26 protein-coding genes and 2 tRNA genes are annotated in these 26,087 nt (G+C 73.9%); 18 read left to right on the forward strand and 10 right to left on the reverse strand.

What is annotated here, in order from left to right; all coding sequences use genetic code 11:
- Positions 1-109 precede the first annotated feature (109 nt).
- Entirely contained in the window at positions 110-1,453 is a 1,344-nt protein-coding gene (locus tag AC4MBH_RS11605) for a serpin family protein (protein WP_491795023.1), read from the forward strand.
- Between the two features lie 24 nt (positions 1,454-1,477).
- Here AC4MBH_RS11605 and AC4MBH_RS11610 read toward each other — a convergent pair whose 3' ends face one another.
- A complete protein-coding gene (locus AC4MBH_RS11610; protein ID WP_491795024.1) occupies positions 1,478-2,341 on the reverse strand; it encodes a hypothetical protein in 864 nt (287 codons plus the stop codon).
- A 171-nt stretch (positions 2,342-2,512) separates the two neighbouring features.
- Here AC4MBH_RS11610 and mfd point away from each other — a divergent pair, with 171 nt between their 5' ends.
- The 4 genes from mfd to AC4MBH_RS11630 all read left to right on the forward strand — a co-directional run bounded on the left by mfd (position 2,513) and on the right by AC4MBH_RS11630 (position 8,722).
- Positions 2,513-6,043 carry a transcription-repair coupling factor gene (gene mfd / locus AC4MBH_RS11615; RefSeq protein ID WP_491795025.1) on the forward strand — a complete coding sequence of 1,177 codons (3,531 nt, stop codon included), beginning with the start codon at positions 2,513-2,515 and terminating at the stop codon, positions 6,041-6,043.
- Positions 6,040-6,684, forward strand: a complete 645-nt coding sequence (locus AC4MBH_RS11620; protein ID WP_491795026.1) for a hypothetical protein — start codon at positions 6,040-6,042, stop codon at positions 6,682-6,684. The genes mfd and AC4MBH_RS11620 overlap by 4 nt, the downstream gene beginning before the upstream one ends.
- Positions 6,685-6,718: 34 nt before the next feature.
- Positions 6,719-7,966 carry a MazG nucleotide pyrophosphohydrolase domain-containing protein gene (locus tag AC4MBH_RS11625; protein ID WP_491795027.1) on the forward strand — a complete coding sequence of 416 codons (1,248 nt, stop codon included), beginning with the start codon at positions 6,719-6,721 and terminating at the stop codon, positions 7,964-7,966.
- Positions 7,967-8,032: 66 nt separating this feature from the next.
- Positions 8,033-8,722: a YbaB/EbfC family nucleoid-associated protein gene (locus AC4MBH_RS11630; protein ID WP_491795028.1), complete on the forward strand. Its 690-nt coding sequence runs from the start codon at positions 8,033-8,035 to the stop codon at positions 8,720-8,722.
- Here AC4MBH_RS11630 and AC4MBH_RS11635 read toward each other — a convergent pair whose 3' ends face one another.
- Genes AC4MBH_RS11635 through AC4MBH_RS11645 form a run of 3 tightly spaced genes read right to left on the reverse strand, consistent with a single transcriptional unit; the run spans position 8,723 to position 10,511 of the window.
- Positions 8,723-9,595, reverse strand: a complete 873-nt coding sequence (locus AC4MBH_RS11635) for a hypothetical protein (RefSeq protein ID WP_491795029.1) — start codon at positions 9,593-9,595, stop codon at positions 8,723-8,725.
- Entirely contained in the window at positions 9,592-9,918 is a 327-nt protein-coding gene (locus AC4MBH_RS11640; RefSeq protein WP_491795030.1) for a hypothetical protein, read from the reverse strand. The genes AC4MBH_RS11635 and AC4MBH_RS11640 overlap by 4 nt, the downstream gene beginning before the upstream one ends.
- A gap of 5 nt (positions 9,919-9,923) precedes the next feature.
- Entirely contained in the window at positions 9,924-10,511 is a 588-nt protein-coding gene (locus AC4MBH_RS11645) for a hypothetical protein (protein ID WP_491795031.1), read from the reverse strand.
- A gap of 163 nt (positions 10,512-10,674) precedes the next feature.
- On the opposite strand from AC4MBH_RS11645, the gene eno reads away from it, so the two are divergent.
- From eno to AC4MBH_RS11685, 8 genes are all read left to right on the forward strand, one after another.
- The gene (gene eno, locus AC4MBH_RS11650) at positions 10,675-11,952 is read left to right on the forward strand and encodes a phosphopyruvate hydratase (RefSeq protein WP_491795032.1); all 1,278 of its coding nucleotides are present in this window, start codon (positions 10,675-10,677) and stop codon (positions 11,950-11,952) included.
- 31 nt (positions 11,953-11,983) lie between these two features.
- Positions 11,984-12,586 (forward strand): FtsB family cell division protein, encoded by a 603-nt coding sequence (locus tag AC4MBH_RS11655; protein WP_491795033.1) that lies wholly within the window; start codon positions 11,984-11,986, stop codon positions 12,584-12,586.
- Positions 12,583-13,074 (forward strand): DUF501 domain-containing protein, encoded by a 492-nt coding sequence (locus AC4MBH_RS11660; protein WP_491795034.1) that lies wholly within the window; start codon positions 12,583-12,585, stop codon positions 13,072-13,074. Before AC4MBH_RS11655 ends, AC4MBH_RS11660 begins: the two co-directional genes overlap by 4 nt.
- Positions 13,067-13,969, forward strand: coding sequence for a Ppx/GppA phosphatase family protein (locus tag AC4MBH_RS11665; RefSeq protein ID WP_491795035.1), 903 nt, complete (start codon positions 13,067-13,069; stop codon positions 13,967-13,969). The genes AC4MBH_RS11660 and AC4MBH_RS11665 overlap by 8 nt, the downstream gene beginning before the upstream one ends.
- Positions 13,954-14,670 carry a uracil-DNA glycosylase gene (locus AC4MBH_RS11670; RefSeq protein WP_491795036.1) on the forward strand — a complete coding sequence of 239 codons (717 nt, stop codon included), beginning with the start codon at positions 13,954-13,956 and terminating at the stop codon, positions 14,668-14,670. The genes AC4MBH_RS11665 and AC4MBH_RS11670 overlap by 16 nt, the downstream gene beginning before the upstream one ends.
- On the forward strand, positions 14,667-15,185 hold the full coding sequence (locus AC4MBH_RS11675; RefSeq protein ID WP_491795037.1) for a glycine cleavage system transcriptional repressor: 519 nt from the start codon (positions 14,667-14,669) through the stop codon (positions 15,183-15,185). Before AC4MBH_RS11670 ends, AC4MBH_RS11675 begins: the two co-directional genes overlap by 4 nt.
- Positions 15,182-15,733: a peptide deformylase gene (locus tag AC4MBH_RS11680; RefSeq protein ID WP_491795038.1), complete on the forward strand. Its 552-nt coding sequence runs from the start codon at positions 15,182-15,184 to the stop codon at positions 15,731-15,733. Before AC4MBH_RS11675 ends, AC4MBH_RS11680 begins: the two co-directional genes overlap by 4 nt.
- 21 nt (positions 15,734-15,754) lie before the next feature.
- Positions 15,755-15,828, forward strand: a tRNA-Leu gene (locus AC4MBH_RS11685).
- Positions 15,829-16,007: 179 nt separating this feature from the next.
- On the opposite strand, the gene AC4MBH_RS11690 is transcribed toward AC4MBH_RS11685, so the two are convergent.
- Positions 16,008-16,796, reverse strand: a complete 789-nt coding sequence (locus tag AC4MBH_RS11690; protein WP_491795039.1) for a hypothetical protein — start codon at positions 16,794-16,796, stop codon at positions 16,008-16,010.
- Positions 16,797-17,017: 221 nt separating this feature from the next.
- Here AC4MBH_RS11690 and AC4MBH_RS11695 point away from each other — a divergent pair.
- From AC4MBH_RS11695 to AC4MBH_RS11705, 3 genes are all read left to right on the forward strand, one after another.
- A tRNA-OTHER gene (locus AC4MBH_RS11695) sits at positions 17,018-17,098 on the forward strand.
- A gap of 430 nt (positions 17,099-17,528) precedes the next feature.
- Positions 17,529-18,194 carry a class I SAM-dependent methyltransferase gene (locus AC4MBH_RS11700; protein WP_491795040.1) on the forward strand — a complete coding sequence of 222 codons (666 nt, stop codon included), beginning with the start codon at positions 17,529-17,531 and terminating at the stop codon, positions 18,192-18,194.
- 138 nt (positions 18,195-18,332) lie between these two features.
- On the forward strand, positions 18,333-19,181 hold the full coding sequence (locus AC4MBH_RS11705; RefSeq protein ID WP_491795041.1) for a Bax inhibitor-1/YccA family protein: 849 nt from the start codon (positions 18,333-18,335) through the stop codon (positions 19,179-19,181).
- Positions 19,182-19,291: 110 nt separating this feature from the next.
- Here AC4MBH_RS11705 and AC4MBH_RS11710 read toward each other — a convergent pair whose 3' ends face one another.
- The 5 genes from AC4MBH_RS11710 to AC4MBH_RS11730 form a co-directional block, all read right to left on the reverse strand.
- Positions 19,292-19,939, reverse strand: a complete 648-nt coding sequence (locus AC4MBH_RS11710; protein ID WP_491795042.1) for a LuxR C-terminal-related transcriptional regulator — start codon at positions 19,937-19,939, stop codon at positions 19,292-19,294.
- Entirely contained in the window at positions 19,891-21,168 is a 1,278-nt protein-coding gene (locus AC4MBH_RS11715) for a sensor histidine kinase (RefSeq protein ID WP_491795043.1), read from the reverse strand. Before AC4MBH_RS11715 ends, AC4MBH_RS11710 begins: the two co-directional genes overlap by 49 nt.
- Before the next feature lie 14 nt (positions 21,169-21,182).
- On the reverse strand, positions 21,183-22,499 hold the full coding sequence (locus AC4MBH_RS11720) for an FtsX-like permease family protein (RefSeq protein ID WP_491795044.1): 1,317 nt from the start codon (positions 22,497-22,499) through the stop codon (positions 21,183-21,185).
- Entirely contained in the window at positions 22,496-23,275 is a 780-nt protein-coding gene (locus tag AC4MBH_RS11725) for an ABC transporter ATP-binding protein (RefSeq protein WP_491795045.1), read from the reverse strand. The genes AC4MBH_RS11720 and AC4MBH_RS11725 overlap by 4 nt, the downstream gene beginning before the upstream one ends.
- Before the next feature lie 94 nt (positions 23,276-23,369).
- The gene (locus AC4MBH_RS11730) at positions 23,370-24,383 is read right to left on the reverse strand and encodes an SGNH/GDSL hydrolase family protein (RefSeq protein WP_491795046.1); all 1,014 of its coding nucleotides are present in this window, start codon (positions 24,381-24,383) and stop codon (positions 23,370-23,372) included.
- Between the two features lie 45 nt (positions 24,384-24,428).
- Between AC4MBH_RS11730 and AC4MBH_RS11735 the strand changes: the two genes are divergently transcribed.
- Together AC4MBH_RS11735 and AC4MBH_RS11740 are read left to right on the forward strand one after the other, a co-directional pair.
- Positions 24,429-25,820, forward strand: a complete 1,392-nt coding sequence (locus AC4MBH_RS11735; protein WP_491795047.1) for a cystathionine beta-synthase — start codon at positions 24,429-24,431, stop codon at positions 25,818-25,820.
- A 24-nt stretch (positions 25,821-25,844) separates the two neighbouring features.
- Positions 25,845-26,084 carry a hypothetical protein gene (locus AC4MBH_RS11740; protein ID WP_491795048.1) on the forward strand — a complete coding sequence of 80 codons (240 nt, stop codon included), beginning with the start codon at positions 25,845-25,847 and terminating at the stop codon, positions 26,082-26,084.
- Positions 26,085-26,087 lie beyond the last annotated feature (3 nt).

Genomic DNA, 26,087 nt, shown 5'->3' on the forward strand with positions numbered 1-26,087 from the left:
CGAGATCTGGATCGACCCGTCGCATCGTTGCGACGGGTCAGCGCCATTCCCGTGAGCGAGGTGGGGGGTGCGACGGAACCGGGGGGACGTGGGAGCCGTCCCTCTCCCCATGGACCGTCGTCACCTGCTGAAGCTCCTGTCCCTCTCGGCGCTCGCCGTCGCCGGCGGCGGGGTGCTGGCCGGTTGTGCGGAGGACCCGGAGGACCCCGGGCTGCAGGACGGCGGGGCGGGCGCGGGCGACGTCGAGCTGGTCTCGGCCGACACGGCCCGGGCGCCGGGTGACCCGGCGGCCGTCGCGCCGGTGGTGGCGGCGGCGTACCGCAGCGGCGGCGCGCTGTTCGGGCGCCTCGCCGGGGAGCCGGGCAACCTCGCGCTGTCGCCGTTCTCGATCGTGGTGGCGCTGGCGATGACGGCCAACGGCGCGGCCGGACGTACCCGCACCGAGCTGGAGACCGCGATCGGCGACGTCCCGGTCGAGCGGGCCAACCCCGGTCTCAACGCCCTCACCGCGCACGTCGAGTCGCTGGCCGGGCCGCGCCGCAAGGCCGACGGCACCGAGACCGAGGTGGTGCTCGACAGCGCCAGCACGCTCTTCGGGCAGCGCGACGTCGCGTGGGAGCAGCCGTTCCTGGAGACCCTCGCCCGCGAGTACGGCGCGGGGCTGACGACGGTCGACTTCGCCGGCGCCACCGACGCCGCGCGGGCCGCGGTCAACGCGTGGACGGCCGCGCAGACCCGCGACAGGATCCCCGAGATCCTCCGCGAGGGCTCGGTCGATCCGCTGACGCGTCTCGTGCTGGTCAACGCGCTGTACCTCAAGGCCCCCTGGGAGATGCCGTTCGAGAAGGGCCTCACCGACGACGGCGACTTCACGCTCCTCGACGGCACCGTCGTGACCGCGCCGCTGATGCACACGGCGGGGCCGATCGGCGCCACGACCACCGCCGGGCCGGGGTGGCAGGCGGTCCGCCTGCCGTACGCCGGCCGCGAGCTCGCGATGACGGTCGTCCTCCCCGACGCCGGCCGGTACGCCGACATCGAGGCCGACGTCGTCGCCGGCGGGCTGGCGACCTACCTGGCCCTCCCCGGCCGCCGCGCCGCGGTCGACGTCGAGGTCGACGTCACCCTGCCGTCGTGGACCTTCCGCACCCAGGCGTCGCTGCGCAAGGCGCTCACCGAGCTCGGGGTGGTGACGCCGTTCACCGGCGCCGACCTCTCGCCGATGACCGGCGAGCTCGACCTCGTGGTCAAGGACGTCGTGCACGAGGTGTTCATCGCCGTCGACGAGGACGGCACCGAGGCGGCCGCCGCGACGGCCGTGGTCGTGGGGGAGTCGGCGACGCCGGCGCAGGCCGACGTGTTCGTCGCCGACCGGCCCTTCCTGTTCGTCGTCCACGACGTGGAGCACGGCGCGCCGCTCTTCCTGGGCCGCGTGCTCGACCCGCGCGACTGACCCGGCAGACGTGCCGTCCGCTCGTCAGCGCAGGGCGGTCACGCCGAGGTCGTGGTAGCGGCTGCAGGTGAAGTCCGTCTCGGACGACAGGTGGCCCTCGAGCTCGACGTGCTGGCCGAGGGTCGCCGCCATGCCGAGCGAGCTGCGGCCGTGGATGTGCAACCCGGTGCGCCGCGCGTCGAGGCGTCCCAACGTCGTCGTGACGATCGCGTCGTACTCCTCGGTCGACTCCGACAGCGTGTAGACGCCCTCGGCGGTCTCGAGCGCCAGGCACCACCCCTCGCCCTGGTTGCCCCGGACAGCGGTGATCCGACCGGACATCCGGACCGGCACGAGCTCGGGGTCGACGAACACGTACGGCGTCGGCCCGCCCGGCCCGGCGCTCGGGGCGGCGGGGGCGACGGGGGCGTCGGGAGCCGGCGGGGGAGGGACGGGCGGGGTGGGCCGCCTCCGGGCGGCCTCGACGAACGCGAGCGTCCGGTAGGCGCCGCAGTCGCGGTCGGCGTCGGCGACGACCCCGCCCCGCACGGCCGTCCGCTCGTCGGAGTACGGCGCCACCAGGCGCCGGCCGCGGGCGATGCCCGACCTGGTCGCGTCGAACGCGCCGTCCTGCTCCCACGCCACCGTCGACAGCCGGGCGCTCGCGGAGCGGAGGACGAAGCGCTCGGTCGAGGTGGCCAGCAGCAGGCACGACCGGCCGCCGGCCGCCGGCTCGACGACGAGCTGGCCGCGGAACCAGCGCGCCGTCGGCGGCGCCGCCACGGCTGCGGCCTGCGCGGCGTTGCCGGTGTGGTCCTGCGCGCGGTCGGACGGCGCGGTGGCCGAGCACGCCGTGGTGGCCGGCACGAGTGCCAGGACGGCCGACAGGAGCACTCGGCGACCTCGCACGTGCGAACGGTGGGGGAGCGACCCGACCTGCCGGTGAACGGCGGACGAACGAGGGCTGACGGTCTCGCGGGTGGGTCCCTGTCGGTGGGGCGTCCTAGACTCGGGCACATCCCCCGGTCGCGCTGATCGGGGGCCTCTCGTGCTGCCCCACACCCCGGATCCGGAGTCCTCGTGTCCCTCGCCGCCCTGGCCCGCCTCGTCCTGGCGAGCCCGCCGTACGCCGCCCTCGCCGCGCGGGCGCGCGGGCGGGAAGACCGCACCCTCCACCTGACCGGCCCGGCCGCGCTGCGGCCGTTCGTCGCCGCGACGCTGCTGGGGGCCGGGCGCACCACGCTGGTCGTCACCGCGACCACCCGTGAGGCCGAGGAGCTCACCGCCGAGCTCGGTGACCTCGTCGGTCCCGACGTCGTCGCCCACTACCCGAGCTGGGAGACGCTGCCGCACGAGCGGCTCAGCCCGCGCAGCGACACCGTCGGCAAGCGTCTCGCCGTGCTGCGCCGGCTCGCCCACCCCGGCTCCGACGCCACCAACGGCCCGCTCCAGGTGGTGGTCGCCCCGGTGCGCTCCCTGCTGCAGCCGCAGGTCAAGGGCCTGGCCGACCTCGAGCCGGTCGAGCTGGTGCTCGGCGACACGATGCCGCTCGACGACCTCGTACGCCGCCTGGCCGACGCCGCCTACACCCGCGTCGACCTGGTCGAGAAGCGCGGCGAGTTCGCGGTGCGCGGAGGCATCGTCGACGTCTTCCCGCCCACCGAGGAGCACCCGCTGCGCGTCGAGCTGTGGGGCGACGACGTCGAGGAGATCCGCTCGTTCTCCGTCGCCGACCAGCGCACCCTCGACAAGGCCGACCGGCTCTGGGCGCCGCCGTGCCGCGAGCTGCTGCTCACCGACGCCGTCCGCGCGCGGGCTGCCGAGCTCGGCCGCACCCACCCGCAGCTCCTCGAGCTCACCGACAAGATCGCCGCCGGCATCGCCGCGGAGGGCATGGAGTCCCTCGCCCCGGTGCTCGTCGACGAGATGGAGCTGCTGGTCGACCTGTTCCCCGCCGACGCCCACCTGCTGGTGCTCGACCCCGAGCGGGTGCGCAGCCGAGCCCACGACCTCGTGGCCACCAGCGACGAGTTCCTCGGCGCCTCCTGGGCCGCCGCGGCCGGCGGCGGTACGGCGCCGATCGACCTCGGCGCGGCGTCCTACCGCTCGTTGGGCGACGTCCGCGAGCACGTCCTCGGCCGCGGCCAGGCCTGGTGGACGCTCAGCCCGTTCGGCCTCGACGACGACGCCGACGACGCGGTCGCCCTGTCCGCCGCGCCCGCACCGGCCTACCACGGCGACGTCGAGCAGGCCCTCGCCGACCTCGACCGCTGGCGCTCCGACGGCTACCACGTCCTCGCCGTCCACCCCGGCCACGGCCCCGCCCAGCGCATGGTCGAGCAGCTCGGCGAGCGCGACGTCCCCGCCCGCTCGCAGGACGACGGCGACCTCGACGCGGGCGTCGTGGTCGTCACCTGCGGCTCGCTGACCCACGGCTTCGTCGACGACGACGCGCGCATCGCCGTCCTGACCAGCGAGGACGTCAGCGGCCAGAAGGCCTCCACCCGCGACATGCGCAAGATGCCGGCGCGCCGCAAGCGCCAGATCGACCCGCTCGAGCTCAAGGCCGGCGACCACGTCGTCCACGAGCAGCACGGCGTCGGCCGGTTCGTGGAGATGAAGCAGCGCGCCGTGCAGGGCGCCACCCGCGAGTACCTCGTCCTCGAGTACGGCGCCACCAAGCGCGGCGCCCCGCCCGACCGGCTCTACGTCCCGGCCGACGCGCTCGACCAGGTCACCCGCTACGTCGGCGGCGAGCAGCCGAGCCTCGACCGGCTCGGCGGCGCCGACTGGGCCAAGCGCAAGGGCCGCGCCCGCAAGGCCGTCCGCGAGATCGCCGCCGAGCTGATCAAGCTCTACGCCGCCCGCCAGGCCACCAAGGGCTTCGCCTTCGGTCCCGACACCCCGTGGCAGCGCGAGCTCGAGGACGCGTTCCCGTTCACCGAGACCGCCGACCAGCTGACCACCGTCGACGAGGTCAAGTCCGACATGCGCCAGGTCGTGCCGATGGACCGGCTGATCTGCGGCGACGTCGGCTACGGCAAGACCGAGATCGCGGTGCGGGCGGCGTTCAAGGCAGTCCAGGACGGCAAGCAGGTCGCGGTCCTGGTGCCGACCACGCTGCTGGTCACCCAGCACCTGTCGACCTTCGCCGAGCGGATGAGCGGGTTCCCGGTCGTGATCAAGGGGCTCAGCCGGTTCCAGACCGACAAGGAGGCCCGCGAGGTCACCGCCGGGCTGGCCGACGGCAGCATCGACATCGTGGTCGGCACCCACCGGCTGCTCAACCCCGACATCCGGATGAAGGACCTCGGGCTGATCGTCGTCGACGAGGAGCAGCGCTTCGGCGTCGAGCACAAGGAGCAGATGAAGCGGCTGCGCACCACGGTCGACGTGCTCTCGATGAGCGCGACCCCGATCCCGCGCACCCTGGAGATGTCGATCACCGGCATCCGCGAGATGTCGACGATCACCACGCCGCCGGAGGAGCGGCACCCGGTGCTCACCTACGTCGGCGCCTACGAGGACCGCCAGGTCACCGCCGCCGTACGCCGCGAGCTGCTGCGCGACGGCCAGGTCTTCTACATCCACAACCGGGTCAACTCGATCGAGAAGGCCGCGGCCAAGATCCGCGAGCTGGCGCCCGAGGCCCGGGTCGCGACCGCGCACGGGCAGATGAACGAGAAGGCGCTCGAGCAGGTGATGCTCGACTTCTGGGAGAAGCGCTTCGACGTCCTGGTCTGCACGACGCTGGTCGAGTCGGGCCTCGACGTCTCCAACGCCAACACGATGATCATCGAGCGCTCCGACACCCTCGGGCTCAGCCAGCTCCACCAGCTGCGCGGTCGGGTGGGTCGTTCCCGCGAGCGCGCCTACGCCTACTTCCTCTACCCCGGGGAGAAGCCGCTCACCGAGACCGCCCACGAGCGGCTCGCCACCCTGGCCCAGCACTCCGACCTCGGCGGCGGCATGGCGATCGCGATGAAGGACCTCGAGATCCGCGGCGCCGGCAACCTGCTCGGCGGCGAGCAGTCGGGCCACATCGCCGACGTCGGGTTCGACCTCTACGTCCGCCTGGTCGGCGAGGCGGTGGCCGACTTCAAGGGCGAGACCGAGCCCGAGCTCAACGAGGTCCGCATCGAGCTGCCGATCGACGCCCACCTGCCCCACGACTACATCCCCAGCGAGCGCCTGCGGCTGGAGATGTACAAGCGGTTCGCCGAGGTGCGTGCCGACGAGGACGTCGACGTGCTCGCCGAGGAGCTGGTCGACCGCTACGGCGAGCCGCCCGTCGAGGTGCTCTCGCTGCAGCTGGTCGCCCGGTTCCGGGCCCGTGCCCGTCAGGCCGGCATCGGTGAGGTGACCATCGCCGGGCGCAACGTGCGGTTCGCGCCGGTGTCGCTGCCCGAGTCGCGCCAGGTGCGGCTGCAGCGGATGTACCCGAAGTCGATCATCAAGCACGCCGTCGACACCGTCCTCGTCCCGCGACCCGGTACGCCGGGGGCCACCGGGAAGCCGTTGGAGGGCATCGCCCTGCTTGAATGGGCGCGAGGCGTGATCGACAGCGTCCTCGACCCGACCCCGACCCCCGCCCAGGAGTCCTCGCCGTGAGCACCACCCGTCGCCCGACCGTCGCGCTGGCCGCACCACTGCTCCTCCTGGCCCTGGCGGCCAACGGCTGCGGCGTCGCCGACACCCAGGGCTCGCCCCGGTCGGCGGCCCAGGTCGGCGACGACTCCATCTCCATCTCCGAGGTCGACGACCTCACCGACGACCTGTGCAGCCTGTCGTCGGAGCGGGAGGAGCTCAGCGAGGGCGTCCAGGCGCGCGGCGAGGCGCGCCGCAACCTCCTCGAGGGGCTCGTGCTCCGCGCCGCGGTGAGCCAGGTGCTCGACGAGACCGGCACCGACCTCGGCACCGACTACCAGGAGCAGCTCGACCTCACGCGCCAGGAGGCCGCCCAGCTCGAGCTCGACGAGGAGCAGACCCGGATCTACTCCGACATCAACGAGATCGGCGACTACATCACCTCCGGGATCACCGCTCTCGGCGGCGACGAGCCGGTGCTCGACTGGTTCAAGTCCAACGACGTCACCATCAACCCGCTCTTCGGGCTCACCGTCGGCGACGACGGCCTGCTCACCGGCACCGGCACCGGCACCTCGGTGGCCGTCAGCGACGTGGCCAAGGCGGGCGAGGAGCCCGAGGCCGGCTACCTCGGCGGACTGCCCGACGAGCAGACCTGCGGCTGAGGCCGTGCCCGGCGAGCCCGGCGTAGCCCCCCTGTTGGAGCTCCGGGAGGTCATGCGCCGGCTGCGGGCCGAGTGCCCGTGGAAGCGGGAGCAGACCCACCGCTCGCTGGTGCGCTACCTCGTCGAGGAGCTCCACGAGACCGTCGACGCCATCGAGTCGGGCACCCCCGACGACCTGCGCGAGGAGCTCGGTGACCTGCTGCTGCAGGTCTACTTCCACGCCGCGATCGCCGAGGAGTCCGGCGACTTCACCCTCGACGACGTCGCCGCCGGCGTCGTGGCCAAGATGCGGCGCCGCAACCCCCACGTCTTCGGCGACGCCGGGCCCCAGGCGTCCGCGGCCGAGGTCAACGAGCTCTGGGAGTCGGTCAAGGCGGGGGAGAAGCGCCGGACCGGCGTCACCGACGGCCTGGCGCCGACCCTCCCGGCGCTGCTGTACGCCGACAAGGTGCTCGACCGGCTCGACCGGCTCGACCCCGTACGGCGTCCGGGACCCGCGCCCACGTTCCTGCTCGTCCCGAGCGTGTTCCTGGGACCCGCGACCTGGCACCCCGTGGCGTGGTGGCTGCGCGGGCGCGGACACGACGTCGAGGTGGTCGACCTCGGCGACGCGCCCCGTACCCCCGACGCCGTCATCGGGGCCGTCGTCGCCGCGGCCGCCGGGCGGCCCGTCGTGCTGGTCCCGCACAGCAACGCCGGCCTGTACGCCGCCCACCTGGCGACGGTCGTCGACGTGCGGGCCACGGTCCACGTCGACGCGGCGCTGCCCGGCGTCGCGGGCGGTCCCACCCCGCTGGCGCCACCGGCCCTGCGGGCGGCGCTGGAGCCCCGCGCTGACGACGCCGGCCTGCTGCCGCCGTGGACCGGGTGGTGGCCCGACGACGTGGTCGCCGACCTGTTCCCCGACGCGGCCACCCGCGCCGCGGTGGAGGCCGAGCAGCCGCGGGTGCCCGTGGCCTACCTGGGTGCCACCGTGCCGGTCCCGGCCGGCTGGGTCGAGCGCCCGGCTGCCTACCTCGCGCTCGGCGACACCTACGCCGACGAGCGCGCACTCGCCGTCGCGGCGGGCTGGCCGGTCACCACCCTCGACGGCGGCCACCTGCACGCACTGCGCGACCCGGCGGCCGTCGGCGCCGCCGTCCTCGACCTGCTCGGCCGGCTCGCGCCTCCCGGGCCGGCACTCGGCGACCGGCTGCTGGACGTCGTCGCCGAGGCCCGCGCCGCCGGCGTCGACCCCGACCAGGAGCTCCGCGACGCCGTACGCCGCCTGCTGGCCCGCTGACCCGCTCACCGCGACGGCGCCGCGCCCCCCGCGCCCCCCGCGGCAGCCGCGGGGCACAATGGCCCGGTGAGCGAGCTCGATCCCTCAGACTCCCTGCAGGCGGCCCTCGACCGGGTGGACGGCCTGGCCCGGGCGGCGTCGGCCGCGGCAGCCGTGACCGCCACCGTCGAGCACGACCTGGTCAGCGTGACGCTGAGCGCCGAGCCGCGCCTCGAGGCGGTGGACTACCGCTGGGCGTTGCTGCGGGACGTCGACGCCGAGGCCCTCGCGCAGGCCACCCGCGCGGCCGTCGCCGAGGCCATGGTCAGGGTCCGCGACGCCCAGGCGGAGCAGCTGCGGGGGACCCCCCTCGCCGCGCTCCTCGAGGCGTCCGCTCCCCGGGACGGCACGATGCCGCCCGAGGTGCTCGAGCGTGCCCGCGCCGCCGCCTCGGACCTCGCGGGGCAGGAGCACACCGCCGCCGACCCCGACGGACGGGTCGAGGTCACCACCGACGGCGTCGGGACGATCACCCGGCTGTGGTTCAGCGCCACGGCGGCCCGGGAGTCGGCTGCCGAGTGGCTGCCGGACACCGTGCGCACCACCGTCAACGAGGCGTTCGCCCGGTCCCGTCAGGCACAGCAGGGGGCCGTCACCGACGGCGACACCGCCGACCTGGAGCGCCGGCTCGACGAGGTCGTCGGTGCCGCGGAGGCCAGGCTGGACGGGCTGTTCTCCCGGCTCGACGAGGTGAGCCGGCGCATCGGCCGGCTCTGATCAGCGACCGACGGCGTCCTCGCTGGCGTCGTGGGCCCCGGCGCCGTGCTCGACCGCGTCGACGCCCTCGCCGACGAGCCCGGGCAGCTGGACGCCCGGCAGCTGGTTGAGCGGGAAGCTGCCGGCCGCGTTGAGACCACCGTGCGCCGACATCCAGGCGATCCGCTCCTTGAGCGACATCGAGATCTTGCCCCCGTTGATGTTCTTGCCCTTGCTGAGCATCCGGAGCTCCTTCACGATGTCGGAGAGGACCTTCAAGATGGCCTTGATCCGCAGGAACAGCTCCCGGAGCCGGGCCAGCAGGGCCGCGATGCGCTGCAGGAAGGCGGCCATCCGGCTGGTCACGATCGACACCCGCGCCAGCGCCATCGCGGCGTTGGCCACCTGGCCCGCCGCCCACGCCACCATCGAGGCGCCGAGGGTCAGGATCGACAGGGCCAAGGAGATGGCCAGGCTGGACAGCGCGAAGGCGATGACCATCTTGATGATGCTGATGATCGCGTCGGCGGACTCGACGGCTGCCTCGGAGGCCGCCTCGAGGATGTCGGTGGTCGAGGTGACGCCCTCGCCGAGCGCGGTGAGCATCTCCTCGAGCTCGCTCACCCTGACCTGGAAGGCGTCGAAGTCCGGCCCCTCCCAGTGGCCCTGGACGGCGAGCCTGGCGCTGGCGACCTCGTCGGACAGGGCGGTGACGAGGGGTCCGACCTCGGTGTAGACGGCGGCGCCGCGCATCAGGTCGTCGGGGTCGCCGCAGACCCACTCCAGTGCCTCGTTGATCGGGTCGTAGACGAAGGAGAAGACGTCCTGCACCTCGCCGGGCAGCCCGTTCCAGAACGTCTGGAGCTCGTTCTGGTAGTCGGCTCCGCGGGTCATCCGGGCTCGCCGACCTTCGTCATGTCCTCCATGGTGCCGACCTCGGCCTGCAGCCATGCCGCCGCGCACTGGGCCACCGCCGCTCCGGCGCCGAGCACCGCCGACTGGGCCTCGGTGATGCCCTGCTTGGTGTCCCGGACGTGGTCGTCGTAGGCGGTGTAGATCTTCTCGCCGATGAACGGCATCCGCCCGAAGGCGCCGCTGTCGACCTTGGCCTCGTCGAGCCGGGTGACGAGGCGGTCGATCGACTCGGCGATCGCCTCGGCGCGGTCGGTGAACGCCAGCAACGCGTCGGGTTCGCAGAAGTCGGTGCCACCAGCCACGGCAGTCATCCTCTCGTCGGTGGGGCCAGCGCCTCCCGGAGGCGTCGCGCTCCGCGGCCGCTGACCATGCCACACATCAGTGCCGCACTGGAGCCGTCCTCAAACCCCAGCACGAGCCGCCCGGCCATCAGCGGACGCGACCGGATGCGGGCCATCCGCACCGCGGAGCGGGGGACCGCCCACCGCTGCTCGGTGACGGCGTCCCAGGTCTTCTTCCCGGTGACGGGGTCCTTGCCGAAGGTCGTGGCGCCCTCGGAGAACAGCAGCGCCCGCTCGGTGGTCACGGCCAGCCGGGTCGTGCCGACGCCCGACAGCGCCTGGCCGAGCCGGTCGGCGATCGAGCCGGCGTGGCCGGTGAGCGCCACCCCGGCCACCATCCGGTCGAACAGGCCGGGGTCCACGTCGAGAGGCCCGCCGGACAGCGAGCCCACGGGGTTGAGGTCCACCCCGGTGACCGCCCGGGGCGGTCCCGTGCGGCCGATGCGCGACTCGCCCGGAGCGAGGTCGACGGGCTGCCAGGCCAGCACGTCCTCGTGCGGACCGAGGACGTCGCGCACCGACGGCGGCAGCTGGGCGAGACCGCTGAGCCCCACGAGATGTCTCCTTGGTCCGTCGCCGAACGGTCGCGGCGAGGCTAGCAGTGCGTGCCCGGCAGGCGGCTCGCCCGCGACCGCCGTGGGCGGCGCCGCGCACCGACGTCGACCACAGCGATAGCGTGAGGTGACCCAACGACCTCAGCCCCCAGGAGCATGTGACGTGGCAACGATCGAAGCCGTCGGCGCCCGCGAGATCCTCGACTCGCGCGGCAACCCCACCGTCGAGGTCGAGGTCGCCCTCGACGACGGAGCGTTCGCCCGGGCCGCCGTGCCCAGTGGCGCCTCCACCGGTGCGTTCGAGGCCGTCGAGCTGCGCGACGGCGGCGACCGCTACCTCGGCAAGGGCGTGGCCACCGCCGTCGACGCGGTGATCTCCAAGATCGGCCCGGCCATCGAGGGCATGACCGTCGACGACCAGCGCCTGGTCGACCAGGCGATGATCGACCTCGACGGCACCCCCAACAAGGCCGACCTCGGCGCCAACGCCATCCTCGGCGTCTCGCTCGCGGTCGCCCGCGCGGCCGCCGACTCCAGCGGCCTGCCGCTCTACCGCTACGTCGGTGGCCCCAACGCCCACGTGCTGCCCGTGCCGATGCTCAACATCCTCAACGGGGGCGCCCACGCCGACACCAACGTCGACGTGCAGGAGTTCATGATCGCCCCGATCGGGCTGCCGACGTTCCGCGACGCCATCCGCGCCGGCGCCGAGGTCTACCACGCGCTCAAGAGCGTCCTGAAGAGCCGCGGCCTGGCCACCGGCGTCGGCGACGAGGGCGGCTTCGCTCCCGACCTCGAGTCCAACCGCGCCGCGCTCGACCTGATCGCCGAGGCCATCGAGAAGGCCGGCTACCGGCTGGGCGACGACATCGCGCTCGCCCTCGACGTCGCCGCCTCGGAGTTCTGCGACGACGGCACCTACACCTTCGAGGGCGCGGCCAAGACCAGCGCCGAGATGACGGCCTACTACGCCGACCTCGTGGCGTCCTACCCGATCGTCAGCATCGAGGACCCGCTCGACGAGAGCGACTGGGAGGGCTGGAAGGCGATGACCGACCAGCTCGGCTCGAAGATCCAGATCGTCGGCGACGACCTGTTCGTCACCAACGTCGAGCGGCTGCAGCGCGGCATCGACGAGGGCTCCGCCAACTCCCTGCTGGTCAAGGTCAACCAGATCGGCTCGCTCACCGAGACCCTCGACTCCGTCGACCTCGCCCACCGCAACGGCTTCCGCTGCATGATGAGCCACCGCTCCGGCGAGACCGAGGACACCACGATCGCCGACCTCGCCGTGGCCACCAACTGCGGCCAGATCAAGTCCGGCGCCCCCGCCCGCAGCGACCGCACGGCCAAGTACAACCAGCTGCTGCGCATCGAGGAGGAGCTCGGCGACGCTGCCCGCTTCGCCGGAGCTGCCGCGTTCCCGCGTTTCGCGCGCTGATCCAGCCCTCCCGCGGGAGAGGATGGTCCGCATGTCCACGTCGGGTCAGGGTCGCCGCACGCCGGCGCGCGGTTCGCGGCCTGCCGGTCGCAGCCGCCCCGGCGGCGCGCCCCGCCCGCGTGGCGGCAGGCCGTCGCGGTCACCGGTCGTCGAGCGCCCCGGTCCGGTCGCGCCGGCGCCGCGGCTGACCAGCCGGGCCGCGATCCTGGTGCTCGTGGTGGCCGTGCTCGCGGTGTCGGCGTCCTCGCTGGCGCGGGCCTACCTGCAGCAGCGCGACCACCTCGACGACGTGCAGGCCCGGATCGCGGCGAGCGAGGCGACCATCGCCGAGCTCGAGCGGGAGAAGAAGCGGCTCGACGACCCCGCCTACCTCGCCCGCGTGGCGCGCGAGCTCGGGTTCGTGCACCCGGGATCGACGCCGTACGTGGTGCTCGACGGCGGCGAGCCGCTCGACGTCGGGTCGACGCTCACCGACCCCGCGACCATCGACCCGGCCCAGCCGCCCGCCTGGTGGGACGACGCCTGGACCACGATGGAGATCGCCGGCAACCCGCCCCGGCGCACCGACCCGCTGCCGCAGACCAAGATCACCGATCCCGAGGGTGCCCCGCCCGAGGGCGAGGACGGCGAGTGATCGACCGCGACGACGAGGCGGCCGTGCACGCCCAGCTCGGGCGCCCGCCCCGGGCGATCCACGCCGTCGGGCACCGCTGCCCGTGCGGCAACCCCGACGTCGTCACCACCGAGCCGCGGCTGCCCGACGGCACGCCGTTCCCCACCACCTTCTACCTCACCTGCCCCCGCGCGGCGTCGATGATCGGCACGCTCGAGGGCGGCGGGGTGATGAAGGAGATGCAGGCGCGCCTCGCCGAGGACCCCGACCTCGCGGCCGCCTACCGCGCCGCCCACGAGGCCTACCTCGCGTTCCGGGCCGGGCTGGGCGACGTCCCCGAGATCGACGGGGTCTCCGCCGGCGGCATGCCCGACCGGGTCAAGTGCCTGCACGTGCTCGCGGGCCACGCGCTCGCGGCGGGACCCGGGGTCAACCCGCTCGGCGACGAGGTCCTCGAGCGGCTGGGGGAGTGGTGGGCCGCGGGACCGTGCGTCACGGTCGATGAGTGAGGTCGTCGCCGCCGTCGACTGCGGCACCAACACCGTGAAGCTGCTGGTCACCGGTCCCGACGGCGAGCTGGCCCGCGAGATGCGGATGGTCCGGCTCAGCGAGGGCGTCGACCGCACCGGCCGGCTCTCCGACGAGGCGCTGACCCGCACGTTCGCCGCGATCGACGAGTACGCCGTCCTCGTGCGCGAGCACGGCGTGGCGCGCCTGCGCTTCTGCGCCACGTCCGCCACCCGCGACGCCGCCAACGCCGACGTCTTCCGCGCCGGCGTGCTCGCGCGGCTCGGTGTCGAGCCGGAGGTGGTCAGCGGGGCCGAGGAGGCGGCGCTGGCCTTCGGTGGCGCGGTGCGCAACCTGGCCACCCCGCCCGCGCCGCCGGTGCTGGTCGTCGACATCGGCGGCGGCTCCACCGAGCTGGTGCTGGGCGACGCCGACGGACCGACCGCCGCGCACTCGATGGACATCGGATCGGTCCGGCTGCACGAGCGCCACGTGCGCTCCGACCCGCCGACGCCCGCCGAGGTCGCTGCGGTGGTCGCCGACGTCGACGCCGCCCTCGACGCCTGCCCCGTCGACCCCGCGGCCGCCGCGACCGTGGTCGGCGTCGCCGGCACGGTCACGACCGTCGCGGCCGGGGTCCTCGACCTGCCGGCGTACGACCGGGCGGCGATCGACCAGTCGGTGCTCGACGCCGACGCCGTGCAGGCGATGGTCGCCCGGCTCGTCGCGCTGCCGCGCGCCGAGCGGCTCGTGCTGCCGTGGCTGCACCCCGGGCGGGCCGACGTCATCGACGCCGGCGCGCTGATCCTCGGCCGGGTGCTGGCGCGCAGCGGCGCGGCGTCGCTGGTCGTCTCGGAGTCCGACATCCTGGACGGCATCGCGTGGTCGATCGCCTGACGTCTGCTGAGCGCCTCGCCCGGCTCGACGCCCGCATCACCACGTGCCGCCGCTGCCCTCGGCTGGTGGCCTGGCGCGAGCAGGTCGCGCGCGAGAAGCGGGCGGCGTACGCCGACGAGACCTACTGGGGACGACCCGTCCCGGGCTTCGGCGTCGCCGAGCCGGGGCTGCTCGTGGTCGGGCTCGCACCCGCGGCCCACGGTGCCAACCGCACGGGCCGGCTGTTCACCGGGGACCGGTCGGGCGACTGGCTCTTCGCCTCGATGCACCGCGTCGGCCTCGCCAACCAGCCGACCGCGACCCACGCCGACGACGGGCTCGAGCTGCGGGGCACCCGGATCGTCTCGGCCGTGCGGTGCGCGCCGCCCGACAACAAGCCCACCACCGAGGAGAAGGTGCGCTGCTCGGCGTGGCTGGACGCCGAGCTGAGGCTCGTCGCCCCGTCGGTGCGGGTGGTCGTGGCCCTCGGCTCGATCGGGTGGGACGCCGCCCTCGCCGCCGCACGCCGGGTCGGCTGGACCGTCCCCCGGCCCAAGCCCCGGTTCGGGCACGGTGCCGAGGCGGTGCTGGAGGCGCCGCACGGCGAGATGGTGCTCCTCGGCAGCTACCACCCGAGCCAGCAGAACACCTTCACCGGCAAGCTCACCGAACCGATGCTCGACGACGTCCTGGGTCGGGCTGCTGCGATGATCGGCCCGTGATCCTCCACGCCATCACCGTCCTGGGCCACGACCGCCCCGGCATCATCGCCGAGACCACCGAGCGCCTGGCCGGTCTCGGCCTCAACCTCGAGGACTCCACGATGACGCTGCTGCGCGGGCACTTCGCGATGATGCTCATCGGTGCCGGGGACGTCGGCGACGACGCGATCCGTGCGGTGCTCGAGCCGCTGACCGTCGACGGCACGCTGTCGGTCACGGTCCGCGAGGTGCCGGTCGAGGACACCCCTGCCGTCGCGGGGGTGCCGTGGGTGCTCACCGTGCACGGGGGCGACCGGCCCGGCATCGTCTCGGCGGTCGTCGCCGAGGTCGCCCGCGTGGGGGGCAACATCACCGACCTGACCACGCGGCTGGCCGGCGACCTCTACCTGCTGATCGCCGAGATCGCCCTGCCGGTCGGCGTCGACGAGGCCGCGCTCGAGGCGTCGATCAAGAACGTCGCCGCCGGTCTCGGGGTCGGCGCCACCCTGCGCCCGGTCGACGCCGACGAGCTGTGAACGACCGCCTCGCCGCCTGGACGGAGGCCGAGCTCGGGGTGCCGGGACGCGTGCTCGACGTCGTCCGCGCGCCCGCGCCGGTGCTCTCGACGCCCGGCGGCGCCGTCGACCCCACGGCGCCCGACGTCGTCCAGCTCGCCGCCGACCTCGTCGCCACGATGCGCGTCAGCCCCGGCTGCGTGGGCCTCGCGGCACCGCAGGTCGGCGTGGGCGTGACGATGTTCTGCGTCGACGTCTCCGCCCACCCCAAGACCCGCGCGCACCACGGCACCTTCGTGCTGTGCAACGCCGAGGTCGTCGACGGCTCGCGCAACGAGAAGGCCCGCGAGGGCTGCATGAGCGTGCCCGACCTCACCGGCGACGTGAAGCGCGCGTCGCGAGTCGTCGTCCGGGGTGCCCTGCCGGGCACCGGTGAGGCGGTCGAGGTGGAGGCCGTGGCGTTCGAGGCGCGGGCGCTGCAGCACGAGATCGACCACTGCGCCGGCCTGCTGTTCCTCGACCGGGTCGCCGGTGCCCACGCCGTCTACGCTCGCCAGACCTACCTGTAGACCCGGTAGGCCCGCACGCCGGCCCCCGTATCCCAACCGGCAGAGGAAGCCGCCTTAAAAGCGACAAAGTGTGGGTTCGAATCCCACCGGGGGCACCGCTCGGCACGCGCCGAGGCCATGAAACGGGTCGACGTCAGCGGGCCGAAAGGACGGTCCACGCGACCATCTGATAAGCCGCGACACTCATTCCCGCGTGGCCGACCTGAGCACTCCAGTGCCTGCGCGACGGCAGCCGGGGGCTCGCGCCTGGGTGATCTCGTGGGTCCGCTCGACCTCAGCGCCGCACCAACCCGAGGTCACCCACCACACCCAGCCGGTCCCCGGCCTCCCCATCGCACGCCAACCCTTCGAGGAGGGCGCCCACGTCGCGCTCGAAGTGCTCCACCACCTCGTCGGAGGCGACCGGGGCGCCCCCGGACAACGGTCCCGTCGCGAGCATGAGGTGCGCCGCAACTGCACCCACCTGCGCCGAGCAGACGAGGAGGAAGCGGCCGCCAGGTGCGAACGCCACCAAGCCGCGGGTCCCGGTGTCCGGTGACGACTCGTGACCGTCCAGGCTGCGCCCGGCGTCACCGAGGATGCAGTAGAGGACGTCACGTCCGGCGGTCGCGATCTGGGCGTGGCGCGTGGCGCGCACGACGGACTTCGTCATGGACCAGGTCCCCGGTTCCGGGAGAACCGCGGGGCTGCGATCACCGCGGAAGACCATGCCCGTCGTCGGCGGCAACGAGGACCAGTCGCGGATCACGGTGCGGTCGGCGTCCGAGAGCTCGGGGCGACTGCCGAGGTCCTTGCCGAGGAGGTCGGCGCGGAGCCGCGCAAGCTGTTCTGGCGGCGTACGACGGCCCGAGCGGAACGCCGTCAGGGCCTCCTCCACGGTGCGGGTGGAGCTGGGGACGTGCAGCGTCGATCCTGAACGGTCGACGAGGACCGCGCCCGCGCCGCGCACGGGGCTGCCGAGCCAGATGACGCCGGGTGCCACGGTGGTCGCACGTGACGCCGCGGTGTCGAGGTCCAGGGCCAGGCACCACGCCGCCTGCTGGATGGCCGGCTCCGACGTCATCGGCCCGGTGACGCTTCAGTCGCGCCGCGGCCGGCCGCGGGTGGGAGTCGGTAGTCCTTCTCGACGATCTGGATGTCGCTGAGGCCGTGCTTCTCGGCCCATCGGGGATCGCGGTACGGAGTGCTTGCGAAGGAACCCCCCGTACCTGATGCTCCGGGACCTGACATGCACGGACTGTAAGCGCTTCATCTCCGCCCGGCCATGCCGCGTAGCGGGCGCGCGCTTCTGTGATCCACTCCGGCGCGAGTCGGCTACCGGGTTGGTTCGGAGGCGCAGTCTGGGTTCGAGTCCCAGCGGGGGCACTACCGGGTACGTGCGTGGCACCCGTCTCGGCATGGCCTCGGTCCTGAGCTGACCAACCGATGAGCAAGTCGGACGAGCGGACGTCCCGGGGGACTCGGATGGCGTAGTCCGTGCCAACGTTCCCGGGACGATGACGCGGGCGGTGGCGTCATACATCGCCGGTGCCGCGCCGACCACGCCGTAGGCGAGCTCGAGTACGGCCGCTCGGAACAGGACCGGAACCGGGCCGGTCCAGGGCTTCCGTGAGACGCGAGGGCCGCTCTCCCGGGTTGCGGGCCGGATGGCTGTTCCTCGATCGACCGTCGCTCGACCTGGCTGGCCACCCAACCCGTACTAACTAATCGATTAGTTAGTCGATAAGTCGGCGGTGTCCCGGTGGATCGCCGCCGCGCTTGCCCTCAGGTCGGCCTGAACTGGCACGGTGGGTCCATGAGCCACCACCACCAGCAGCAGGGCGACGAAGCCGCCGACCTGAGCCAGATGTTCACCCGCGAGTTCTGGGACGAGCGCTACGCGTCGTCCGATCGGATCTGGTCGGGGCAACCCAACCAGCGCCTGGCCGAGGAGCTCGCCGACCTCGCGCCCGGCACCGCGCTCGACGTCGGCTGCGGCGAGGGTGCCGACGCGGTCTGGCTCGCAGGCCGGGGTTGGACCGTCACCGGCGTCGACGTCTCCGACGTCGCGCTGACCCGGGCCGCCGAGCACGCCGCCGACGCCGGCGTCGGCGAGCGCACCTCCTGGCTCCAGGCCGACGTCTACTCCCTCGAGCCGCTGCCGACGGGCGTCGACCTGGTGACGGCGGCGTACGTCCACGTGCCGCCGGAGAAGTTCGACGCGGTCTACCGCCACCTGGGCGCCTGCGTCGCCCCCGGGGGGAGCCTGCTGGTCCTCGGCCACCACCCCGACGACGTCCACACGGGGCTGCGCAACAGCGAGCTGAGCCACCTGCTCTTCACCCCCGAGACCGTCGTCGCTGCGCTCGACCCGGCCACGTGGGACGTCGTCACCAGCCGGGTGCTGACCCGTGAGCAGGCGCGCGACGGGGAGACGCACGTCGTCAGCGACACGGTGGTGCGTGCCGTCCGCCGTCCCTGAAGGGTTGATGAGAGCCTTCTCATCCGGAACTAAAGCCGCCCCAGGTGGCGTTTGACCTGGTGAGGAACCGTCTAGGATCGGTTCCGGTAGGTAGGCCGTCACCGCGACGGCCACCAGCCTCCGAAGGAGGAGACCCACATGCAGAGCAACAACCCGGTGTTCCGACGCTCCGAGGAGTTCAACCGGGCGGGCGCGGCGCCGCAGACCCAGGGCTACGGCGGCTACGGCCAGCCGTCGCAGTGGTCCACCGGCCAGCCCGGTGGCCCGCTCGGCTACGACTACACCCGCCAGGCCGGCGCCGGCACCGGCCGGATGTCGATCGACTCGGTCGTGCAGACGATGGCGATGACGTTGGGCGTGGTGATCGTCACCGCGTTCGCGACGTGGCTGCTCACCCCCGAGCTCGACGACTCCAACGCCGGCAGCCTCTACGCCGCCGTGGTGATCGGCTCGCTCGGCGCCTTCGTGCTGTCGCTGGTCAACTCGTTCAAGCGGGTCATCAGCCCGGCGCTCGTGCTGGCCTTTGCCGCCCTCGAGGGCGTGGCCCTCGGCGCCCTGAGCAAGATGTTCAACTCCATGTTCGCCGACGGCATCGTGACCAACGCCGTCCTCGGCACGTTCGCCGCCTTCGCCGGCACCCTGGCCGCCTACAAGTTCTTCAACATCACCGTGGGCGCGCGGTTCCGCACCTTCGTGATCGCCGCCGTCTTCGGCATGGTCGCGCTCAGCCTGATGGAGGTCGTGCTCCGGCTCTTCGGCGCCGAGATCGGCATCTTCGGGTTCGGCGCGATGGGCGCGATCTTCTCGATCGTCGGTCTGGTGCTCGGCATCTTCATGCTGATCCTCGACTTCGACTTCGTGGAGCAGGGCATCCGCAACGGCCTGCCGCAGCGTGAGTCGTGGCGTGCCGCGTTCGGCATGACCGTCAGCCTGGTCTGGATCTACACCAACCTGCTGCGCCTGCTGGCGATCTTCGGCAGCGACTGACGCGACCGACCCCAGCACCACCTGACCACCTGACAGACGGGCCGCCCCGCCCCGACGTCGGCGCGTAGCCGAAGGCCCCGGGCTCTGCCCGGGGCCTTCGTGCGTCCCGGTCAGCCGCCGCCCTCGAGCCAGGCGAGCACCGCGAGCACCCGGCGGTTGTCGTCGGGGGCGGGCGGGAGGTCGAGCTTGGCGAAGATGCTGGCGCTGTGCTTGCCGACGGCCTTCTCGCTGACGAACAGCCGGGCGGCGATGGCGTTGTTGGACCGGCCCTCGGCCATCAGCGTGAGCACGTCGCGCTCGCGCGGGGTGAGCCGCTCCAGCCGCCGTCCGCGGGTCGACCCGCCGACGAGGCCGGCGACCACCTCGGGGTCGAGCACGGTCCCGCCGTCGACCACGCGGTCGAGGGCGTCGACGAAGCCGTCGACGTCGGCGACCCGGTCCTTGAGCAGGTAGCCGACGGCTCCCTCGCCGTCGGCGAGCAGCTGTCGTGCGTAGTGGGCCTCGACGAACTGGCTGAGCACCAGCACCGGGAACCCGGGACGCCGGGTCCGCACCTCGATGGCAGCGGCCAGGCCCTCGTGGGTGTACGTCGGGGGCAGCCGGACGTCGAGCACGGCCGCCTCGGCGTTCGGGTCGGCCAGCGCGTCGGTGAGCGCCGGGCCGTCGCCGACCGTGGTCACCCGGTGCCCGTGGTCGGTGAGGATCCGGGTCAGCCCGGCCCGGAGGAGGGCCTGGTCCTCGGCGAGGACAAGACGCACGGCACCTCCAGCACGAGCTCGGTCGGCCCTCCGGGAGGGCTGGTCAGCGTCATCGTCCCATCGAAGGCGGCCAGCCGGCGTCCGAGACCCGCGAGCCCCGTGCCGCCCTCCGCCACCGCAGCTCCGCCGTGGCCGTCGTCGCCCACCACCGCCCGCAGCACGCGGCCGTCGTGGCGCAGGTGCACCCAGGCACGGCCGGCCCCCGCGTGCTTGACCACGTTGGCCAGGCCCTCGGCGACCGCGAAGTAGACGGCCGACTCGACCGGCGCCGGCGGGTGACCGGGCAGGTCGACCGTCACCGTCACCGGCAGCGGGATCGACCCGGCCAGCGCCTCGACGCCGCCGCCGAGCCCGAGGTCGGCCAGCACCGGCGGGTGGATGCCGCGGACCAGCGTCCGCAGGTCGGCGAGCGCCGCGAGGGTGGTCTCGCGCACCTCCCGCAGCACCTCGGCCGCCGCGGCGGGGTCGGTCTCGAGCAGCTTCTCGGCGATCCCGACGTGCATCCCCACCGCGGTCATCCGGGCCTGCGCGCCGTCGTGCAGGTCGCGCTCGATGCGGCGTACCTCGGCCGCGCCGGCGTCGAGGGTCTCGTCGCGGGAGGCCGCGACCTCCTCGACGCGTCGCTCGAGGTGCTCGACCCGCTGCCGTGGGTCCTGGTCGAGGATCGCGCGCTCGACGGACGCCCGCGCGCGCACCAGCGCCGGCGTGGTGAGCCACCAGACCAGCAGCATCGGGCCGGCGAGCAGCAGCAGGCCCCACCACACCGGTCCGCCGTCGAGCAGCGCGCCGGTGAGGTGGACGACCGGGGCGGTCAGCAGGGCCACCGGCACCAGGGAGAGCACGAAGCCCCCGGTCGCCGAGAACCACACGAACCCGACCTCCCGCCACCGGGCCGGGTCGCGCAGCCAGACGAACGGCCGGGCGAGGAACCCGCCGCGGTGCTCGGCGTACGACGCCGTCAGCGTCTCGCCGAGCAGCGCGCCCGACAGGCGACGGTGCAGCCGGGTCAGCGCCTCGGTGGCCGGCACGACGGCGTGGGGGATCGCGAGCCCGACGACCGTGAGCGACAGCGGGACCGCGAGCACCGACCCGATCGCCAGGACCAGCGCCAGCGGCATGCCCAGCGTGTACGTCGCCGAGACCAGCGTCAGCCGGAGCCGCTCGACCAGCGCCGGGCGCGCCACCGGCTCGGTCGGCCGCACGGAGACGATCGGCGCGAGCAGGTCCACGGTCGCCGAGTCTGTCATCGGACGACGCGCCCGACCGCGACCCGCGTCGCCGACACGGTGAGGACGGCGACCGCCGCCAGCACCAGCGGCGGCAGCCACAGCTGGCCGTCGGGGACGACGCCCTCGTCGCGGGCGACCGCGAACGGCACGACCGTCGCCAGCGAGGCCACCGCCCCGAGCACCACACCGACGACCGCGACGACCAGGCCCTCGGCGACCACGGACCCCCGCACCTGCTCGGGGGTCGCGCCGAGGAGGCGAAGGCGCGCGAGCTCGGCCCGGCGGTCGGCGACGACCGCGGCCACGGCGTTGACGACCATGATCGCCGCGAACAGCACGATCATGCCGACGACGACGTTGTTGAGCAGGGTGATGGTCTCCGACTCCTCCGCCGGCAGCGTGGTGTCGAGCGTGCGGCCGTCGATGCCGACGAGCATCAGGATGCCGACGGCGGCGGCCGAGAGCACGATCATCGGCGCCAGCACCCCGGCGAGCAGGTGCGCCCGGCGGGTGGTGTTCCAGCCGGCGAGGTGCGCCACGGCCCCGCGCCCCAGCAGCGGGCGCAGCACCGTCGCACCCCACCGCAGCAGGGCGGGGGCGAGGAGGGCGAGGCCGAGGCCGACCAGGATCGCGGACGAGCCGGAGGTCTGCATCGCCGCGTAGGGGTCGTCGCTGTCGGCCGTGACGGTCACCGTGACGACGGCCATGCCGCTGCCGTAGGCGATCAGCCCGAGTGCGGCCAGGCGCCGCCACCACGACAGGCGCCGGCACGCGGTCCCGGCCTCGGCCAGCACGAGCGTCGCCGGGCCCCGGGTGGCACGTCGAGCGGCGATCCCGGCCGCGAGGAGACTGGTCGCCACCACCCCGGCCGCCGCGACCAGGGGGGCCGGGCCGCCGTCGTAGGCCACGGAGTCGGAGACCAGGCCGCCCCGCAGCAGCGCCAGCAGCGCGCGGCCGCCGACGGTGGCCAGGGCGGCCCCGGCCGCTGCGCCGAGGAGGGTGACGACGAGCGCCTCGGCCCGGATCAGGCGGCGGGCCTGGCGGGGCGTGGCCCCGACCGTGCGCAGCAGGCCGATCTCGCGCACCTGCTGGCGCACGGTGATGCCGACGGTGGACGCGACGGAGAACAGCACGATCAGCGCGCCCCAGCCCCCGACGACGGCGCCCATCACCACCAGGGTCTCGGCGTCGGTGCTCGAGACCGGACCACCGGCGGTGGCCACGAGCGTGGCGAAGGAGCCGGTGAGGGCGGTGCCGAGCAGGACGGCGAGGAACGTCGCCACCGACGCCGTCGGGCGGTGTCGCAGCGAGCGCAGGGCCAGGCCGGTCATCGCGCGACCGCCGCGGTGAGCTGGTCGAGGTGGGCGAGCTGGCCGGCGACGGCCTCGGCGGTGGGGGAGGTCATCCGACCCGCGACCCGGCCGTCGACCAGGAACACCACCTCGTCGGCGTACGCCGCCGCGACTGGGTCGTGGGTGACCATCAGCACGGTGCGGCCCAGGTCGGTCGCGCACGAACGCAGCAGCGCGAGCACCTCGTGGGCCGTGGTCTGGTCGAGCGCGCCGGTGGGCTCGTCGGCGACGACGACGGCCGGGTCGGTGACCAGGGCGCGGGCGATCGCCACCCGCTGCTGCTGCCCGCCGGAGAGCGCGCCGGGCAGGTGCGAGCGCCGGTCGGACAGGCCCACCTGGTCGAGCAGGGCACGGACCCGCGCCCGGTCGACCCGGCGTCCCGCCAGCCGCACCGGCAGCGCGGCGTTCTGCTCGGCGGTGAGGTAGGGCAGCAGGTGGAAGGACTGGAAGACGAACCCGACCCGCACGCGCCGGTAGGCCGCCCGCCGGCCCTCGGTCCATCCGGTGAGGTCCTGCCCGTCGAGCTCGACGCGACCGGCGTCGGGCACGTCGAGCCCGGCGGCGCAGGAGAGGAAGGTCGACTTCCCCGAGCCCGAGGGACCCATCACGGCGGTGAACCCGCCGCGGGGGACCGCGAGGGTCAGGTCGTCGAGGGCACGGACGGCGGAGGCGCCGGTGCCGTAGGTGCGGACGAGGCCGGTCACGGCCAGGGCGGGGGTGGCGACGCCGGGCGTCGGGGGAGTGGAAGAGGTCATGCCGACGACGCTAGGAGCGGCGCGCCGCCCGATCGATGGGCCTGGACCGCCGACCGGGGTGGGGTTTCCCCCACCCCGGACAGGGAGCCGGCTGCTAGCCGGCGACCTCCTCGAGCTCGGGTGCCGCGGCCTCCGACTGCGGACGGCGACGGCGGTGGCGCAGCTCGACCCAGAGCCCGCGGACGCCGTGGCGGCTGCCGCCGACCTCGGTGCCGTCGAGCTCGGTGCCGGGCTCGTTGACCGCCGCGATGGCGGCGCGGGCGACGGGCAGCACGCCCTCGCCGCGGTCGACGGCGGGGGCGTCCTCGTCGTCGGGGCACAGCCCGAGGCTGTGCAGCACCGAGGGCAGCAGGATGCGGACCAGGGCGCGGTAGCCCTCGGCCGACGGGTGGAACTGGTCGGGGCCGAAGAGGATCGCCGGCGCCGCGGCGAACTCGGGCCCGAGGACCGAGCCCAGCGAGACCGTGCGTCCGCCCTCCCGGATCACCGCGATCGTCTGCGCCGCGGCGAGCCGCCGCGACCACGCCCGGGCGACCTGCTTGAGCGGCGGCGCGATCGGCTTGATCGTGCCCAGGTCGGGGCAGGTGCCGACGATGACGTCGACGCCGGCGGCGCGGAGGCGGCGTACGGCCTCGGAGAGGTGCCGCACCGCCTCGCTCGGCTTGGTCATGTGGGTGACGTCGTTGCCGCCGACCAGGATGACGGCCAGGTGGGGCTCGATGGGCAGGGCACGGTCGATCTGGCCCTTCAGGTCGGACGAGACCGCCCCCACCACGCAGAACTCGCGTAGGTAGACCCGCCGGTCGCCCTGCTGGGAGACGCCGCTGGCGATCAGCGCACCCGGCGTCTCCTCGACGCGGTCGACGCCGTAGCCGCAGGCGCTGGAGTCACCCAGGAGCGCGATCTTGACCGCAGGTCCGGGACGACCGCGGCCGTACCAGCCGGTCGCGTCGGGCACCGGGTCGGGCAGCACGTCGCCGATCGTCTTGCGGGCGAGCCGGGCCTCGGCGGTCAGGACGCCGTAGAGCCCGGCGCCGAGCAGGGACAACCCGCCCCCGCCGTACGCCGCCGCGGAGGCGAGCCTGCGAGCTGCCGCGGCCTTCCCCATGCCTCGATCTTAGTGACTCGCCAGTAGGGCCTTAGGTTGAGGCCCATGCAGTACGTCAACTCACTCCTGGACCTGATCGGCAACACCCCGCTGCTCCGGCTCTCGCGCACCCTCGACCTGCCCGGCGGCGACGCCGGCCCGCTGGTGCTGGCGAAGGTGGAGTACCTCAACCCCGGCGGCTCCGTGAAGGACCGCATCGCCACGCGGATGATCGAGGCCGCCGAGGCCTCGGGCGAGCTCCAGCCCGGCGGGACGATCGTCGAGCCGACCTCGGGCAACACCGGCGTCGGGCTGGCGATGGTGGCCCAGTCGAAGGGCTACAAGTGCGTCTTCGTCTGTCCCGACAAGGTCAGCGAGGACAAGCGCAACGTGCTCAAGGCCTACGGCGCCGAGGTCGTGGTGTGCCCGACCGCGGTCGCGCCCGAGCACCCGGACTCCTACTACAACGTCTCCGACCGCCTCGCCTCGCAGCCCGGCGCCTGGAAGCCCGACCAGTACTCCAACCCGCACAACCCGCGCTCCCACTACGAGGAGACCGGGCCGGAGATCTGGCGCCAGACCGAGGGACGGATCACCCACTTCGTCACCGGCATGGGCACCGGCGGCACGATCAGCGGCGTCGGGCGCTACCTGAAGGAGCAGAACCCCGACATCCAGGTGATCGGCGCCGACCCGTCCGGCTCGGTCTACTCCGGCGGCACCGGTCGCCCCTACCTCGTCGAGGGCGTCGGCGAGGACTTCTGGCCCGAGACCTACGACCGCGGGGTCGCCGACCGCGTCATCGAGGTCTCCGACGCCGACTCCTTCGCCTTCACCCGCCGCCTGGCCCGTGAGGAGGCGCTGCTCGTCGGCGGCTCGTCGGGCATGGCGGCGTACGCCGCGCGCGAGCTGGCCCACGAGCTGGCCGGCACCCCCGAGGGCCGCGACGCCGTGGTCGTCGTGCTGCTGCCCGACTCCGGTCGCGGCTACCTGACCAAGGTCTTCAACGACGACTGGCTCGGCCAGTACGGCTTCGCCACCGGCGCGCCCGCCGCGACCCGCACCGTCGGCCAGGTGCTGCGCGGCAAGTCGGGCCGGCTGCCCGACCTGGTGCACACGCACCCGAGCGAGACCGTGGCCGAGGCGGTCGCCATCCTGCAGGAGTACGGCGTCTCGCAGATCCCGGTCGTGCGCGCCGAGCCGCCGATCGTGGCAGCCGAGGTGGCCGGGTCGGTCTCCGACCGCGGGCTGCTCGACGCCCTGTTCGCCGGCTCCGCACGGCTCACCGACCCGGTCGAGGAGCACATGTCACCGCCGCTCCCGACGATCGGGTCGTCCGAGGCCGCCTCCGACGCCGTCGGGCTGCTGGAGGCGGCCGACGCGGTGCTCGTCCACGAGGACGGCAAGCCCGTCGGGGTGCTGACGCGGCAGGACCTGCTGGCGTTCCTGTCCCGCTGACGACACCTGGCGGACCTTGTGGCCGTGGTGCATGAGCAGGTGCGTGGCGGCGGGCACCGCCTCGTGTGCGCACGTCTCGACCAGGCCGACGTCGACGCCGCGGTGGGCGTCGAGGTCGACGAAGAGGAACAGGTGCGGCGCGGTCTTACCGGGCTCGGTCGAGACGAACGTCGCGAGTCCGAGCGACTCGGGCGGCTCGTCGAGATTCGCGGTGAAGTCCCGATGGAGTCGGGTCCAGCCCTTCTCGTCGCTGGCGAGGCGTAGCCA

This window comes from Nocardioides sp. WJ219 (assembly GCF_058559815.1).